Origin of the sequence: Nocardioides sp. CF8, from assembly GCF_000389985.1 — a bacterium.
GTDB classification, from domain to species: domain Bacteria; phylum Actinomycetota; class Actinomycetes; order Propionibacteriales; family Nocardioidaceae; genus Nocardioides; species Nocardioides allogilvus.
The window spans coordinates 2,147,411-2,161,598 of sequence record NZ_CM001852.1 but is presented as its reverse complement, the minus strand read 5'-3'; the positions used below and the strand labels follow the sequence as shown (position 1 = coordinate 2,161,598).

The 14,188-nt window shown below is 71.1% G+C and carries 15 protein-coding genes; 9 read left to right on the top strand and 6 right to left on the bottom strand.

Going from position 1 to position 14,188, the window contains the following annotated elements; genetic code table 11:
• Positions 1–5: 5 nt before the first annotated feature.
• Genes CF8_RS10575 through kstD form a run of 3 tightly spaced genes read right to left on the bottom strand, consistent with a single transcriptional unit; the run spans position 6 to position 3,263 of the window.
• Entirely contained in the window at positions 6–746 is a 741-nt protein-coding gene (locus tag CF8_RS10575; protein WP_010833111.1) for a dienelactone hydrolase family protein, read from the bottom strand.
• 5 nt (positions 747–751) lie between these two features.
• Positions 752–1,600: a MaoC/PaaZ C-terminal domain-containing protein gene (locus CF8_RS10570; RefSeq protein ID WP_010833110.1), complete on the bottom strand. Its 849-nt coding sequence runs from the start codon at positions 1,598–1,600 to the stop codon at positions 752–754.
• Positions 1,590–3,263 carry a 3-oxosteroid 1-dehydrogenase gene (kstD, locus tag CF8_RS10565; RefSeq protein WP_198016821.1) on the bottom strand — a complete coding sequence of 558 codons (1,674 nt, stop codon included), beginning with the start codon at positions 3,261–3,263 and terminating at the stop codon, positions 1,590–1,592. Before kstD ends, CF8_RS10570 begins: the two co-directional genes overlap by 11 nt.
• A gap of 34 nt (positions 3,264–3,297) precedes the next feature.
• Between kstD and hsaA the strand changes: the two genes are divergently transcribed.
• The 5 genes from hsaA (at position 3,298) to CF8_RS10540 (ending at position 7,895) form a co-directional block, all read left to right on the top strand.
• A complete protein-coding gene (gene hsaA / locus CF8_RS10560) occupies positions 3,298–4,470 on the top strand; it encodes a 3-hydroxy-9,10-secoandrosta-1,3,5(10)-triene-9,17-dione monooxygenase oxygenase subunit (RefSeq protein WP_010833108.1) in 1,173 nt (390 codons plus the stop codon).
• Positions 4,471–5,334: a 4,5:9,10-diseco-3-hydroxy-5,9,17-trioxoandrosta-1(10),2-diene-4-oate hydrolase gene (gene hsaD / locus CF8_RS10555; RefSeq protein WP_010833107.1), complete on the top strand. Its 864-nt coding sequence runs from the start codon at positions 4,471–4,473 to the stop codon at positions 5,332–5,334. It abuts the gene before it with no gap.
• The gene (gene hsaC / locus CF8_RS10550) at positions 5,331–6,221 is read left to right on the top strand and encodes an iron-dependent extradiol dioxygenase HsaC (protein WP_010833106.1); all 891 of its coding nucleotides are present in this window, start codon (positions 5,331–5,333) and stop codon (positions 6,219–6,221) included. Before hsaD ends, hsaC begins: the two co-directional genes overlap by 4 nt.
• Before the next feature lie 23 nt (positions 6,222–6,244).
• A complete protein-coding gene (locus CF8_RS10545; RefSeq protein ID WP_232211490.1) occupies positions 6,245–6,862 on the top strand; it encodes a flavin reductase family protein in 618 nt (205 codons plus the stop codon).
• Positions 6,863–6,947: 85 nt separating this feature from the next.
• On the top strand, positions 6,948–7,895 hold the full coding sequence (locus CF8_RS10540) for a zinc metalloprotease (protein WP_010833104.1): 948 nt from the start codon (positions 6,948–6,950) through the stop codon (positions 7,893–7,895).
• A 9-nt stretch (positions 7,896–7,904) separates the two neighbouring features.
• Here the strand turns inward: CF8_RS10540 and CF8_RS10535 are convergent, their stop codons facing one another.
• The 3 genes from CF8_RS10535 to CF8_RS10525 are packed head-to-tail and all read right to left on the bottom strand — an operon-like array spanning position 7,905 to position 10,911.
• Positions 7,905–8,810 (bottom strand): acyl-CoA dehydrogenase family protein, encoded by a 906-nt coding sequence (locus CF8_RS10535; RefSeq protein WP_010833103.1) that lies wholly within the window; start codon positions 8,808–8,810, stop codon positions 7,905–7,907.
• Positions 8,810–9,775 (bottom strand): acyl-CoA dehydrogenase family protein, encoded by a 966-nt coding sequence (locus tag CF8_RS10530; protein ID WP_010833102.1) that lies wholly within the window; start codon positions 9,773–9,775, stop codon positions 8,810–8,812. The genes CF8_RS10535 and CF8_RS10530 overlap by 1 nt, the downstream gene beginning before the upstream one ends.
• Positions 9,772–10,911: an acyl-CoA dehydrogenase family protein gene (locus CF8_RS10525; protein ID WP_010833101.1), complete on the bottom strand. Its 1,140-nt coding sequence runs from the start codon at positions 10,909–10,911 to the stop codon at positions 9,772–9,774. The genes CF8_RS10530 and CF8_RS10525 overlap by 4 nt, the downstream gene beginning before the upstream one ends.
• A gap of 69 nt (positions 10,912–10,980) precedes the next feature.
• Between CF8_RS10525 and CF8_RS10520 the strand changes: the two genes are divergently transcribed.
• From CF8_RS10520 to CF8_RS23110, 4 genes are all read left to right on the top strand, one after another.
• Complete coding sequence (locus CF8_RS10520) at positions 10,981–12,147, top strand: acyl-CoA dehydrogenase family protein (RefSeq protein WP_010833100.1); 1,167 nt, start codon at positions 10,981–10,983, stop codon at positions 12,145–12,147.
• The gene (locus CF8_RS10515) at positions 12,144–12,938 is read left to right on the top strand and encodes an SDR family oxidoreductase (RefSeq protein WP_010833099.1); all 795 of its coding nucleotides are present in this window, start codon (positions 12,144–12,146) and stop codon (positions 12,936–12,938) included. Before CF8_RS10520 ends, CF8_RS10515 begins: the two co-directional genes overlap by 4 nt.
• The gene (locus CF8_RS10510) at positions 12,931–13,533 is read left to right on the top strand and encodes a TetR/AcrR family transcriptional regulator (protein WP_010833098.1); all 603 of its coding nucleotides are present in this window, start codon (positions 12,931–12,933) and stop codon (positions 13,531–13,533) included. Before CF8_RS10515 ends, CF8_RS10510 begins: the two co-directional genes overlap by 8 nt.
• Positions 13,526–14,188: beta-ketoacyl synthase N-terminal-like domain-containing protein (locus tag CF8_RS23110; RefSeq protein ID WP_036490724.1), on the top strand; the 663-nt coding region annotated here is incomplete at its 3' end. The genes CF8_RS10510 and CF8_RS23110, both read left to right, overlap by 8 nt.

The following is a 14,188-nucleotide window of genomic DNA, read 5'->3' as shown; positions in this document are numbered from 1 at the left end:
CGACCTCAGTGCAAGTTGTCGGCGAAGAATGACAGCACCGCGTCGACGCCGGCCTGGCGCCGGTGCTCGGTGACGGTGGAGTGGCCCCTGCCCTCGAGCTCGACGCGGATGAACGCGTCGCCGAGCTCGCGCGTGAGCGTGTCGAAGCGGGTGCCGGTCAGCGGATCCTTGCGGAACTGCAGCCCCAGCACCTGCTGCCCGGCCGCGCACTTGCCCTTGACGACGTCGAGGTCGCCCGGCGAGAGGTTGAGGTCGGCGGCGCGCTTGCGGCCGGGGACGAAGGGAGTGCTCGGCTGGCACAGCACCGGCGCGGTGACCGGTGCGTCGACCATCATCGCCAGCGCGAAGCCGCCGGTGAAGCACATGCCGAGCGCGCCGACGCCGGGCCCGCCCAGCTCCTCGTGCAGCTCGGTCGCGAGCGAGCGCAGCCAGCCGGCCACCGGCGTCGTGACGCCGGTGCGGAGCTTGGTGAACTCACGGCTGACGCACACCTGTCGGATGGCCTTGCCGACCGCGAGCGGCGTGTAGGCAGCGCCGTCGGTGCCGAACAGGCTGGGCATCACGACGGTGTAGCCGGCGTCCACGACCTCCTGGCCGAACGCCGCCACCGCGGGCGTGATGCCCGGGATCTCGTGGATGACGATGACGCCGGGACCGCTTCCTGTCGACGGAGACTGCCTGTACGTCGTGTGGCTGACGCCGTCGTGCGTGTGCGAGCCCTGCGTCCAGTCGTCCGGGAAGGTCATGGGCGTCAGTGTGGCGCACGCGTCGTGACGACGCAGTCGGCCAGCGCAGGTCGACGATCGGCCCCGACGGTCGCCTCGACGATGATCCGTCCGTCGTCCGCCCAGGCGTCGACGTGGATCGTCTCGCCCGGGAAGACCACCCCGGCGAAGCGCGCGGTGAAGCCGCTCACGCGGGTGGCGTCGCCGTCGAGCAGCAGCTCGGTCACCTCGCGCAGGACGATGCCGTAGGTGCACAGGCCGTGCAGGATCGGCGCCGGGAAGCCGGCCGCGCTCGCAAATTCCGGGTCGGCGTGCAGCGGGTTGCGGTCGCCGCAGAGACGGTAGAGCAGCGCCTGCTGCGCCGTCACGTCGTACGTCGACGACGCGTCGGCTGGGCGAGAGGGGATCTCCACCGGCTCGGACGAGCCGCGAGACCCGCCGAAGCCGCCCTCGCCGCGCACGAAGATCGACGAGCGGACGGTCCACAGCTCCGCTCCCGCCTCCGAGCGCGCGACGCCCTCCTGCCAGATGACTGCGGCCTTGCCCTTGTCCCACACGTCCGAGATCCGGGTCGAGAGGGTGGCGGTGCCCGAGGTCGGCAGGGGTGCGGTCACCGAGATCGACTGGGAGCCGTGCACGACCTGGGACAGGTTGATGTCGCAGCCGGGCAGGTCGAGCGGCGGCGGGTCGGTCTCGTGGAAGGACGGCGCCACGACGCCGAAGGTCGGCAGCACCTGCAGGCCGTGGGTCTCCAGCGTGTGCCGCAGGTCGGTGGCACCGAGGGCGAGCTGGTAGAGCTGGACGTCCGGCTCGGACCACGAGAACGTGCGGTCGGGCAGCTCGGCGCCGATGGCGATCGCGGGATCAATGGGCATGGGCGATGTCCTCCGCGGCGAGGTAGCCGAACACCAGGGCGGGCCCGATCGTCGCGCCCGGGCCGGCGTAGGTGTGGCCCATGACCGCTGCGGAGACGTTGCCGGCGGCGTACAAACCGGGGATGGTGGAGCCGTCCGGCCGCAGCACCCGCGCATGCTCGTCGGTGACGAGCCCGCCCTTGGTGCCGAGGTCGCCGGGGACGATCTTGACGGCGTAGAACGGGCCCTCGTCGATGGCGTGCAGCGACGGGTTCGGCGTGACCCGCGGGTCGGAGTAGTACTTGTCGTAGGCGCTCTCGCCGCGGTGGAAGTCGGCGTCGACGCCGGTCGCAGCGAAGCCGTTGAACCGGTCGACGGTCTCCTCCAGCGCCCCCGGCGGCAACCCGATCTCGTCGGCCAGCTCGGCGAGGGTCGCGCCCTTCTTGATGGTGCCGTGCTTGTACCACCGTCCCGGGAAGGGCGTGCGCGGCGTCAGCCCGGCGAAGAGGTAGCGGTTGCGGTAGCGCTGGTCGATGACCATCCAGGCCGGTACGGCGCTGGGGCCGGCCTCGTGCGCCTTGTAGAGCTCCTTCGTGGCCTCGACGTAGGGGAGCGCCTCGTTCATGAAGCGCCGGCCGCCGGAGTCGACGATGATCGAGCCGGGCAGGTTGCGCTCGGCCAGGCAGAACCACGGACCGCTCGGCAGCGGGATCGTCGGGCCCCACCACGCGTCGTCCATCAGGTCGGTCGCGGCGCCGATGGCGATGCCGGCCTCGTGCCCGCCGCCGGTGTTGCTCGCGGCGCCGGTCGTCCAGGCTGCGTCGGTGGGCTGGGGGAGGAACTTCTCACGCAGCTCCTGGTTGCTCTCGAAGCCGCCGGAGCCGAGCACCACGCCACAGGTGGCGCGGATCACCGCTCGCTCGCCGTCCCGGAGAACCTCCACGCCGACCACGCGGCCGTCATCGGTCACCAGGCCGACCAGGGGAGTGGCGTAGTGGACGTCCACGCCGTGGTCGACGAGGCCCTGGCGGAGCCCGATCACGATCGCGTTGCCCATGGCATACATCCGCTGGCGGCGCAGGCCGCTGACGATCCGCTTGAGGAGCACCTTGACCATGGTCAACGGGCCGCGCAGCGTGCGCAGGCCCAGGCTGATCTTGCGGAAGTCGGCCTGCGTGACGATCAGGTTGGCCGGTGCCTTCGTGTAGGGCTTCGTCAGCCGGGAGAGCTCCTCGCCGAGGAACGACGCATCGAGCGGCACCGGTTCCACGCTCCGCCCTCGCACGCGCCCGCCGGGCTGCTCGGGGAGGTAGTCGGCGTACTCCGGAACCCACGCGAAGCGGGTCGGTGTCTGCTCGCGCAGGAAGTCCATCACCTCGGGGCCGCGCTCGAGGTAGGTGTCGCGGCGGACCTTCGGGACGGTGTCGCCGACGATCGAGTCGAGGTAGAGCTTGGCCGCGTCGAGGTCGCCGGGATCGACCTGCCCCGCGTCGCGCAGCGCGTAGTTGCCGGGGATCCAGACGCCGCCGCCCGAGCGGGCCGTGGACCCGCCGAAGGTGTCGCTGCTCTCGATGACGATCGTGCGTAGTCCGTGTCGCGCCGCTGACGCGAGCGCGGCGGCCATGCCGGCGCCACCGGCGCCCACGACGACGACATCCACCTGGTCCGGCAGAGGGGGGCTCATGGCGCAAAACTGTAACAGGTTCTAGTATGGCGACATGACGACGCCTTCACCTGTTCTCGACTCCGTCCGAGACCTGCTGCCCGGCTTCCGCGAGCGTGCCGACGAGGCCGAGCGCCTGCGGCAGGTGCCCGACCAGTCGGTCAAGGAGCTCGAGGAGACCGGCTTCTTCCGGATGCTGCAGCCCGCGCGCTTCGACGGCCTCGAGTCCGACCCGGTCGACTTCTTCACCGCGGTGCGGCTGATCGCCTCCGCCGACGGCTCGACCGGCTGGATCTCCAGCGTGCTCGGCGTCCACCCGTGGCAGGTCGCGCTCTTCACCGACGAGGCGCAGCAGGCCGTCTGGGGGAGTGACACCAGCACCCGGCTCAGCTCGTCCTACGCCCCGACCGGCAAGGCCGTGCTCACCGACGGGGGCTACACCCTCAGCGGCAAGTGGTCGTTCTCATCCGGGTCCGCGCACGCCCAGTGGGTGCTGCTGGGCGGGCTCGTCTTCAACGCCGACGGCAACGTCGTCGACTTCAAGACCTTCATGGTCCCGCGCTCCGACTACGAGATCCTCGACGTCTGGAACGTCGTCGGGCTGCGCGGCACCGGCTCCAACGACGTCGTCGTCGACGACGTGTTCGTGCCCGAGGCGTTCACGCTGTCGATGAGCGACACCGGCCGCTGCTTCGGCCCCGGCCAGGAGCAGAACACCTCCGACCTCTACAAGCTGCCCTTCCACTCGCTGTTCACCAGCACCATCACCAGCCCGATCGTCGGGATGGCCAGCGGTGCCTACGCCGAGCACGTCGAGATGCAGCAGCAGCGCGTGCGTGCGGCCTACCTCGGGGAGAAGGCATCCTCCGACCCCTTCGCGGCGGTCCGGATCGCGCGCGCCGGCAGCGAGATCGACGCCGCCTGGGCGTTGCTGATGACCAACATTCGCGAGGAGCAGGCGCACGTCGCCCGCGGGGAGAAGATCCCGCTCAACCTCCGGCTCAAGGTGCGGCGTGACCAGGTGCTCGGCACCCAGCGCGCGATCGACGCGATCGACGCGCTGTTCGAGGCGTCCGGCGGCCGGGCCCTGGCCGAGGGCACCTACCTCCAGCGAGCCTGGCGCGACGCCCATGCCGGACGGGTGCACGCTGCCAACGACCCCGAGCGCGCGCTGAAGATGTTCGGCGAGCTCGAGTTCGGGCACAAGATCGACCCGGGGATGTACTGAGTGCCCGCCAAGGAAGACCTCCGCCTGACCGTCGAGGTCGACGGCACCGAGATCGCCTACTACGAGAGCGGTGAGGGGTTCCCGCTCGTCATGCTGCACGGCGGCGGGCCCGGGGCGTCGTCGTGGTCCAACTTCGGCGCGGCCCTGCCCGGCTTCGCGCAGGGCTTCCGCACGATCCTGGTCGACCAGCCCGGCTTCGGCGCCTCCGGCAAGCCCGAGGTCGTCGGCAACTACTACCGCCACGCCGCCCAGCACGTCATCGGCGTGCTCGACCACCTCGGCATCGACCGCTGCCACCTCCTGGGCAACAGCCTCGGTGGCGGTACGGCGATGCGGCTGGCCCTCGAGCACCCGAAGCGGGTCGCGCGGCTGGTGCTGATGGGACCGGGCGGGCTCTCGCTCAACCTGTTCCACGCCGATCCCACCGAGGGCGTGCAGCGGCTGATGGACTTCGGGGCCGACCCGACGCGCGAGTCCCTGCGGGCATTCATCCGGACGATGGTGGTCAACCAGGACCTCGTCACCGACGAGCTCGTCGAAGAGCGCTTCGCCGACGCGACGGCGCCCGGCGCCCGCGAGGCGATGCGTTCGATGGGCTTGTCGTTCTGGAACCCCGACACCTACGAGGACGGCATGCTCTGGCGCGAGGCCCACCGGCTGCGGCAGCACACGCTGCTGACCTGGGGCCGCGAGGACCGGGTCAACCCGCTCGACGGCGCGATGGTCGCCCTCAAGCTGATCCCGAAGGCCCAGCTGCACGTGTTCCCCAACTGCGGCCACTGGGCCCAGATCGAGGCGGCCGACGAGTTCCGCGAGGTCGCCGTCAACTTCCTGAACCGCCATGTCGAGAGGGGATCGAAATGATCGACATCAAGTCCATGGGCTACGTCCGCGTGGCCAGCACCGACCTCGAGGCCTGGCGCTCCTTCGCCGAGAAGGTGCTCGGACTCGCCGTCGGCCGCGGGCCGACCGAGGGCAACCTCTACTACCGCATCGACGAGGTGTCGGCCCGGCTGGTCGTCTTCCCGAGCGACGTCGACGAGCTGTCGGCGACCGGCTGGGAGCTGGCCGACCACGACGCGCTCCAGCAGGCGCGCGAGCACCTGCAGAAGGCGGGCGTCGAGTTCGAGGAGGGCACGGCCGCCGAGCTGGCCGAGCGCCGGGTGCAGGAGCTGGTCCGCTTCACCGACCCCTTCGACAACGTCTTCGAGCTCTTCCACGGCATCACCTACGAGTCCCGCCCGGTCGTCACGCCCTATGCCGCCACCTTCGTCACCGGCGACCAGGGGATGGGCCACATCGTGGTCCCGGTCAGCGACGACGTCGAGGCGCTGCGGTTCTACCGCGACGTGCTCGGCTTCCGGCTGCGCGACTCGATGTCGATGCCGGGTGAGTTCGTCGGCAAGGAGCCGGGCACCAAGGTGTGGTTGCGCTTCCTCGGCATCAACCCGCGCCACCACTCGCTGGCGTTCTTGCCGATGCCCAACCCGTCCAAGTGCGTCCACATCATGCTCGAGGTCGACAGGCTCGACGACGTGGGTCGCGCGCTGGAGCGGGTCCGCAAGCACAAGGCGCCGTTGTCGGCGACGCTGGGGCGGCACATGAACGACGAGATGGTCTCGTTCTACGTCAAGAGCCCGGCCGGCTTCGACATCGAGTTCGGCACCGAGGGCCTGCAGGTCGACGACGCCCGCTGGGTGGCCCGGGAGAGCACGGCCGTCTCCTACTGGGGTCACCAGTTCGGCGGTTGAGCGCGATGGGCGAGACTGTCCGGATGAATGACCTCCCTGACGGAATGGCCGACGACGCACGCGCGTCCTGGCCGCCACGGGAGCTGATCGACTCGTTCCTGGGCAATTTCCCCCACGACTTCGAGTGGCGGCCCGGCGAGACGATCGAGGTCGACGGCGAGGAGGCGCAGAACCAGGCGCGGCTGTTCCGCGACGTCCTCGGCCGCTACGCCTCGGGAGTCACGGTCGTCACGACGGTGTCGGACGGGGTGCCGGTCGGGATGACCTGCCAGTCGTTCACGAGTGTCTCCCTCGACCCGCCGCTCGTCGCCTTCCTGCCGACGAGGCAGTCACGGGCCTTCGCGTCGATCCAGCGTGCCGGCACGTTCTGCGTCAACTTCCTGGCCTCCGACCAGGAGCAGGTCTCCAACCAGTTCGCGTCCAGTGGCGACGACAAGTTCGCCGGGGTCTCCTGGACCCCGAGCAAGGACACCGGCTCGCCGCTGCTGGCCGGGATCGTCGGTCACGTCGACTGCACGGTGCACGCCGTGCACGAGGCCGGCGACCACTACCTCGTGATCGGCAAGGTCGTCGACCTCGCCGCAGGCGACGCCGAGGACCCGCTGCTCTACTACCGCGGCGGCTATCGCACCGCGACCTGAGTTCCCCCGCAGCGGTGATACCCAAACCGGCGACGCGCGTCTAGGTTGGCCTGATCCACCTCGTCGCCCGAAGGGAACACCACCCATGCGTCCCACGCGTCTTGCCCGCCCCGCCGCCGTCTCCGGCATCCTCGCCCTCTCGCCGCTGACGTTCGCCGTCACCCCGGTCTTCGCCGGCGTCATGTCCGACGGCGCCGCTGCCTGCGCCGAGGGCTCCTCGTCCGCCGCCCGCATCAAGCCGGGCGCCAAGGCCCAGGAGCCGGCGCTCTACCCCGCCGCCAAGGCAGGCGAGTTCGCCCAGCTCGCCGACTCCGCCCAGCTCGCACCCGGGTCGGTCACCGTCGACACCGTCTTCCACGTCGTCTCCGACCACGCCCTGACGCGCAGGGAGACCCGCCGGATGGAGGGCATGGTCGCCGCACAGATGACCGTGCTCAACGACTCCTTCAGCGGGCTGACCGCTCCGGACGCCGCCGACACTCCGTTCCGCTTCGCCCTCGCCAAGACGACCTACACCGTCAACGCCGAGTGGTCGACCGTCACCCCGGGGCGCACCGAGATCGCGATGAAGGAGGCCCTGCACGAGGGTGACTCCGAGACGCTCAACGTCTATGCCGCCAACATCGGTGGCGGCCTGCTCGGCTGGGCCTACTTCCCGCAGACCTACAACGCCGGCTCCGGTGCCACCAAGGACGGCGTGGTGATCCTCGACGAGTCGATGCCCGGCGGCACGGCTGGCAAGTACTCCCTCGGCGACACGCTCACCCACGAGGTCGGCCACTGGCTGATGCTCGAGCACACCTTCGCCGGCGGCTGCTCGGTCAAGGGCGACGGTGTCGACGACACCCCGGCCGAGGCGCACCCGCAGTTCGACTGTCCGGTCGGCGCGGACACCTGCTCGGCGCCCGGCCTCGACCCCATCCACAACTTCATGGACTACACGCAGGACTCCTGCATGAACATGTTCACGCCGGGCCAGTCGGCCCGGATGAGCGACGGCTGGGTGGAGTACCGCGCCGGCGGCAACGGCTGACCGACCCCGTCAGAGGGCCAGCCGCGCACGGTGCGTGTGCGGCTGGCCCCACAGCGTGCCGAGCGCGTGCGCCCGCTTGAGGACCAGGTGGGCATCGTGCTCCCAGGTGATGGCGATGCCGCCGTGCAGCTGGACCATCTCGCCGGCGACGTGGCCGAAGGCCTCGGTGCAGTACGCCGCAGCGACGGCCGCCCTCTCGGGTGCATCGGTTGCCGCGTCGACCAGCCCGTCGACCGCGTGCAGCATCGCTGATCGCGACAGCTCGAGCTCGACGAGCAGGTCGGCCATCCGGTGCTTCAACGCCTGGAACGAGCCGATCTGCCGGCCGAACTGCACCCGCTGCAAGCTGTAGGCGACGGTGTCGTCGAGGGCGCGCTGCATGCCGCCGACCTGGAGGGCTGCGGTGAGGACGAGCGCGACGTCGCGGACGTGAGCGGGCAAGGGGTCGACCCGCTGTGCCACGGTCGCGAGCTGGATCGTCGGGTCCATCGCGGGCACCTTGACGGGGGTCTCGGCCACCTCGACGAGGATGCCGTCGACGTACGCCAGGACGATCTGTGCCTGGGCGCCGAAGAGCACGTGGTCGGGGGTGGCCACGGTGGCGATCTCGCCGGCCGCGATGCGCTCCAGCAGGCCGCCCGGGTCGCCGTCGGCGAGCAGGGCGGCGGCGGCGATCGCGGTGGGGAGGAGGGGAGAGGGCGCGAGCGAGCGGCCGAGCTCCTCGAGCACGACGCAGGTCTCGGCGACGCCCATGTCGGCATCGGTCACGCCGACCTGCTCGCACAGCGTCTGCCACAGGGTCTCGTCGAAGCCGCTCCCGGAGGTCATCGCGGCCCGGACGGCCGCACTGTCGGCGCGCTTCGCGAGCAGGGACCGCACGACGGCAGCGAGCTCGGCCTGCTCCTCGGTGCGCATCAGGCGGCTCCCAGCGCCTGCAGGACCCGCGCCCGGTGGAAGGACTGGGTGCCCCAGGCCGCGACCAGAGCGCGGATCTTGAGGATCCACAGCGACAGGTCGAACTCGGCGGTGTAGCCGATCGCACCGTGCACCTGCAGCCCGACCCGCGACGCGAGGTGGGCGGCGTCCGCGGCGGCGATGCGGGCAGCGGAGACGTCGATCGTGCCCGGGGTGAGCGCCGCACCGTCGATGAGCGGGCGGGCGAAGTCGAGCGCGATCCGCACGTCCGCGAGCTGGTGCTTGATCGCCTGGTAGGACCCGATCTCGCGGCCGAACTGCTTGCGCTGCTTGACATAGGCGACGCTGTCGGCGAGCACGCGCTCGCCGGCCCCGAGCAGCTGCGCGGCGTTCGCCAGCACCGCAAGGTCGAACGCTGCGAGCACCGCGTCGGTCGGGACCTCGGCGATCTCGCGGTCCGGGACGACCGTGAAGAGCCGCCGGGTGGTGTCGATGGAGGAGAGCGCCGCACCGACCCGAGCCGTGTGCAGGGTGCGGGAGTCGAGGAGCCTGAAGGCCGACGCGACGTCGGCGTCGAGGGCGTGGGGGACGTGCGGACCGGCCGCGACGGTGAGCAGCACCTCACCCGCGGCCACCTCGGCCAGCGTGTCGTCGGCGGAGCCGACGGACGAGAGCAGCGGCGTCAGGAAGGCCAGCGTCTCCACCCACGGACCCGGCACGCAGTGGCGGCCGATGGCCTCCATGGCGATGACGAGCTCGACCGGGCTGGCAGCCAGGCCGTCGGCCCGCTCCGGGACCAGCAGCGCGGTGACGCCCGTGTCGGCCAGCTTCGACCACAGGGCGAGGCCGGGCGCGTGGTCGCCGGCCGCCCACGCACGGGCGGCGGTGACGGTGTCGGCTCCCGACAGCAGCGACTCGAGCGTGCGCGCGAAGTCGGCCTGCTCAGCGGTGTGGGTGAACCTCATCGGCGTGGCTCCTTCGGGAGGCCGAGGATCCGCTCGGCGACGATGTTGCGCTGGATCTCGTTGGTGCCGGCATAGATCGGGCCGGACAGGGAGAAGAGGTAGCCGTCGGTCCAGGCCGACTCGACCTCCGCCTCGGGGCCGAGCAGGTCGAGGGCGGTCTCGTGCAGGGCGACGTCGAGCTCGGACCAGAAGACCTTGTTGACCGAGCCGGCCGTGCCCATGTCGCCACCGGCGGCGAGGCGGGTGACGGTGCCCCACGTGTAGAGGCGGTAGGCGCGGGCCTTGACCCAGGCGTCGACCACGGCGTCGGCCGCGGCCCCTGAGGGGGCCGGCGTGGCGGCGTACAGCGAGACGAGTCGATCGGCGGCGGCGCAGAACCGCCCGGGGGAGCGGAGCGAGAGCCCGCGCTCGTTGCCGGCGGTCGACATCGCGACCCGCCAGCCGTCGCCGGGGGCGCCGAGCACGTCGGAGTCGGGGACGAACACGTCGTCGAAGAAGACCTCCGCGAAACCGGCTTCACCGTCGAGCTGGGCGATCGGGCGGACGGTGATCCCGTCGGCGTCGAGCGGGAACAGGAAGTAGGTCAGCCCGGCGTGCCGCTCCGCGGACGGGTCGGAGCGGAAGAGACCGAACCCCCAGTGCGCCAGCGCGGCGCGCGACGACCAGGTCTTCTGGCCGCTCAGCCGCCAGCCACCGTCGACGCGGGTGGCGCTCGACCGCAGGGACGCGAGGTCGGAACCTGCCTCGGGCTCGGACCACGCCTGCGCCCACACCTTCTCGCCGCTGGCCATGGTCGGCAGGAAGCGCTGCTGCTGCTCGGGGGTGCCGTGGTCGAAGATGATCGGTGCGAGCAGGAAGATGCCGTTCTGGGAGACCCGACCGGGTGCGCCCGCGCGGTAGTACTCCTCCTCGAAGATCACCCACTCGACCAGCGACGCCTCGCGGCCACCGAGCTCGCGCGGCCACGACACCACCGACCAGCGCGCGTCGCAGAGCTGCTTCTCCCACGCCTGGTGGGCGACGAAGCCCTCGGCGGTGTCCATCGAGGGCAGCGGTGTGCGCGGCACGTGGGCCGAGAGCCACTCGCGGGCCTCGGCCCGGAAGGCCAGTTCGGAGTCGGTGAGGTCAAGATCCATCGCGGAGGTCCTTCGTGGGCATTTGGTTGGGTGGTGCGAACCAAGCAATTGCTTGGTAGGGTAGCAGGCATGAGCGCCCCCACCGATGAGGAGTTCCGGACCGAGGTCCGCAGCTGGCTCGTCGACAACCTGAGCGGCGAGTGGGCGGCCTGCAAGGGCCTGGGCGGACCGGGGCGCGAGCACGAGGCCCACGCCGAGCGACTGGCCTGGAACCGCCACCTCGCCGCGCATGGCTGGACCTGCGTCGGCTGGCCCGTCGAGCACGGCGGTCGCGGCCTGAGCCTGGACCAGCAGGTGATCTTCCACGAGGAGTACGCCCTGGCCGAGGCGCCCGCGCGGGTCAACCACCTCGGTGAGGAGCTGCTCGGCCCGACACTGCTCGCCCACGGCACGGATGCCCAGCGGGCGCGCTTCCTGCCCCGGATCAAGGACGTCACCGAGCTGTGGTGCCAGGGCTACTCCGAGCCCGACGCCGGCTCCGACCTCGCCAACGTGCAGACGAAGGCCCGGCTGGTCGGCGACGAGTGGATCATCGACGGCCAGAAGGTCTGGACGTCCAACGCCCACGAGTCCGACTGGATCTTCGTCCTCGCCCGCACCGGTCCCGGCTCCCAGCGCCACCACGGACTGTCCTTCCTTCTGGTCCCGATCGACCAGCCCGGCATCGAGGTCCGCCCGATCGAGCAGCTGACGGGCGGCTCGGAGTTCAACGAGGTCTTCTTCACCGGCGCGCGCACGACCGCCGACCTCGTCGTGGGCCAGCCCGGCCAGGGCTGGGCGGTCGCGATGGCGCTGCTCGGCTTCGAGCGGGGCGTCTCCACGCTGGCCCAGCAGGTCGGCTTCGAGCGCGAGCTCGCCGACCTGGTGACGCTGGCCAGGGACAACGGCTCCTTCGAGGACCCCTTGCTCCGCGACCGGCTGGCCCGGGCGAAGGTCGGCCTCGCGGTGATGCGGGCCAACGTGCAGCGCACGCTCGCCGACCCGGCGCCCGGCGCCGAGTCGATCGCCAAGCTCGTGTGGGCCAACTGGCACCGCGACCTCGGCGAGCTCGCGATGGCGATCGCCGGCCCGGCAGGCCTGCAGGCGGGTCCGGGCCGGGACGCCGATGACCTGGACGCCTGGCAGCGTCTCTTCCTCTTCTCCCGCGCCGACACGATCTATGGCGGCAGCGACGAGATCCAGCGCAACATCCTCGCCGAGCGCGTGCTCGGCCTACCCAAGGAGCCCCGCGGATGAGAGTTCGACAACCTGCGCCCGACTACGTCGAGCCGCACAACCTGCTGGCGGGCAAGGTCGTCGTCGTGACGGCGGCCGCCGGCGCGGGCATCGGCGCCGCGGTCGTGCGCCGTGCGCTCGAGGAGGGTGCGCAGGCGGTCGTCTTCTCCGACACCCACGAACGCCGCATCGCCGAGGCGCAGGCTGCACTGTCCGACGCGTTCGGCGCCGAGCGGGTGCGCTCGCTGGTCTGCGACGTCACCGCCGAGGCCGACGTGAGCGCCCTGCTCGACGTGGCCGACGAGCTCGGTGGCGTCGACGTGATGATCAACAACGCCGGCCTCGGCGGCACCGCCTCGATCACCGAGATGACCGACGAGCAGTGGAGCCGGGTCCTCGACATCACGCTGACCGGCACCATGCGCTGCGTGCGCGCGGCCAGCAACCGGATGATCGCGGCCGGCACGCGCGGGGTGATCATCAACAACGCCTCGGTCATCGGCTGGCGCGCCCAGGAGGGCCAGGCCCACTACGCCGCTGCGAAGGCGGGGGTGATGGCGCTGACGCGCTGCGCAGCCCTCGACGTCGCCCCGCACGGCATCCGCGTCAACGCGGTCTCCCCGTCGCTGGCGATGCACCCGTTCCTCGCCAAGGTCACCAGCGACGAGCTCCTGCACGAGCTCGAGCAGCGCGAGGCCTTCGGTCGGGCCGCCGAGCCCTGGGAGATCGCCAACGTGATGGTCTTCCTGGCCAGCGGCTATTCCTCCTACCTCACCGGCGAGGTCATCTCCGTGAGCAGCCAGCATGCCTGAGCCGACGAGCACGCCGAGCACGACGGGCCGGCGCAGCGAGCTGCTGCGGATCGCCGCCACGCTGTTCGCCGAGAAGGGTTTCAGGAACACCACGGTCCGCGACATCGCCGAGGCCGCCGGGATCCTGAGCGGCAGCCTCTACCACCACTTCGACTCCAAGGAGTCGATGGTCGACGAGATCCTCTCGACCTTCCAGGACGAGCTGTTCGCGTCGTACGACGCAGTGCTGGCCTCCGACGACGACGCCCGCACCAAGCTCGACCGGGTGGTGCGGCTCTCGTTCGAGGCCATCGACCAGCACCCGGCCGAGGTCGCGATCTTCCAGAACGAGGCGGACCACCTCGGCACCCTCGAGAGGTTCGGCTACCTCGCCGAGCGGGGAGCCCAGTCGCGCGACATCTGGGTGACGCTGCTGCGCGAGGGCGTCGAGACCGGCGTGCTCCGCCCGGACCTGAACATCGACCTCGTCCACCGCTTCATCCGCGACACCGTCTGGGTCGCCGTCCGCTGGTACCGCCCCGGTGGCGACCTGAGCCACAGCGACGTGGCGGACCAGTACCTCACCATCTTGCTGGAGGGAATTGCCCGTGCCTGAAGCATTCATCGTCGACGCCGTCCGCACCCCGGTCGGGAAGCGTGGGGGCTCGCTCGCCGCGATGCACTCGGCCGACCTCGGTGCCCACGTCCTGTCCGCCCTGGTCGAGCGCACCGGCATCGACCCGGGACTCGTGGACGACGTGATCATGGGCTGCTGCGACACCATCGGCTCGCAGGCCGGCGACGTGGCGCGCACGGCCTGGCTGGTCGCCGGGCTGCCCGACCACGTCCCCGGTGTCACCATCGACCGCCAGTGCGGCTCGTCGCAGCAGGCCGTGCACTTCGCTGCCCAGGGCGTCATGTCCGGCACCCAGGACCTCGTCGTCGCCGGCGGGCTGCAGAACATGTCGGCCATCCCGATCAGCGCCGCCATGCTCGTCGCCGACCAGTACGGCTTCACCACGCCGTTTGCCGAGTCGCCCGGCTGGGCGGCGCGCTACGGCGACGTCGAGGTCTCGCAGTTCGGCTCGGCCGAGATGATCGCCGAGAAGTGGGGCATCAGCCGCGAGGACATGGAGGCGTTCGCCCTGGCGTCCCACGAGCGGGCGCGTACGGCGATCGCCGAGGGTCGCTTCGTGGGCGAGATCGCGCCCGTCGGGGACTTCGACACCGACGAGTGCCCGCGCGAGACGTCGCTGGAGAAGATGGCGGGC

Bases quoted from the DNA above. Each gene is read 5' to 3' on its own strand.
- hsaA (WP_010833108.1), top strand. From the start codon at position 3,298: ATGACGACGCCTTCACCTGTTCTCGACTCCGTCCGAGACCTGCTGCCC.
- CF8_RS10515 (WP_010833099.1), top strand. From the start codon at position 12,144: ATGAGAGTTCGACAACCTGCGCCCGACTACGTCGAGCCGCACAACCTG.
- hsaC (WP_010833106.1), top strand. From the start codon at position 5,331: ATGATCGACATCAAGTCCATGGGCTACGTCCGCGTGGCCAGCACCGAC.
- CF8_RS10540 (WP_010833104.1), top strand. From the start codon at position 6,948: ATGCGTCCCACGCGTCTTGCCCGCCCCGCCGCCGTCTCCGGCATCCTC.
- CF8_RS10520 (WP_010833100.1), top strand. From the start codon at position 10,981: ATGAGCGCCCCCACCGATGAGGAGTTCCGGACCGAGGTCCGCAGCTGG.
- kstD (WP_198016821.1), bottom strand. From the start codon at position 3,263: ATGAGCCCCCCTCTGCCGGACCAGGTGGATGTCGTCGTCGTGGGCGCC.
- CF8_RS10575 (WP_010833111.1), bottom strand. From the start codon at position 746: ATGACCTTCCCGGACGACTGGACGCAGGGCTCGCACACGCACGACGGC.
- CF8_RS10570 (WP_010833110.1), bottom strand. From the start codon at position 1,600: ATGCCCATTGATCCCGCGATCGCCATCGGCGCCGAGCTGCCCGACCGC.
- CF8_RS10545 (WP_232211490.1), top strand. From the start codon at position 6,245: ATGAATGACCTCCCTGACGGAATGGCCGACGACGCACGCGCGTCCTGG.
- CF8_RS10530 (WP_010833102.1), bottom strand. From the start codon at position 9,775: ATGAGGTTCACCCACACCGCTGAGCAGGCCGACTTCGCGCGCACGCTC.
- CF8_RS10525 (WP_010833101.1), bottom strand. From the start codon at position 10,911: ATGGATCTTGACCTCACCGACTCCGAACTGGCCTTCCGGGCCGAGGCC.
- CF8_RS10510 (WP_010833098.1), top strand. From the start codon at position 12,931: ATGCCTGAGCCGACGAGCACGCCGAGCACGACGGGCCGGCGCAGCGAG.
- CF8_RS10535 (WP_010833103.1), bottom strand. From the start codon at position 8,810: ATGCGCACCGAGGAGCAGGCCGAGCTCGCTGCCGTCGTGCGGTCCCTG.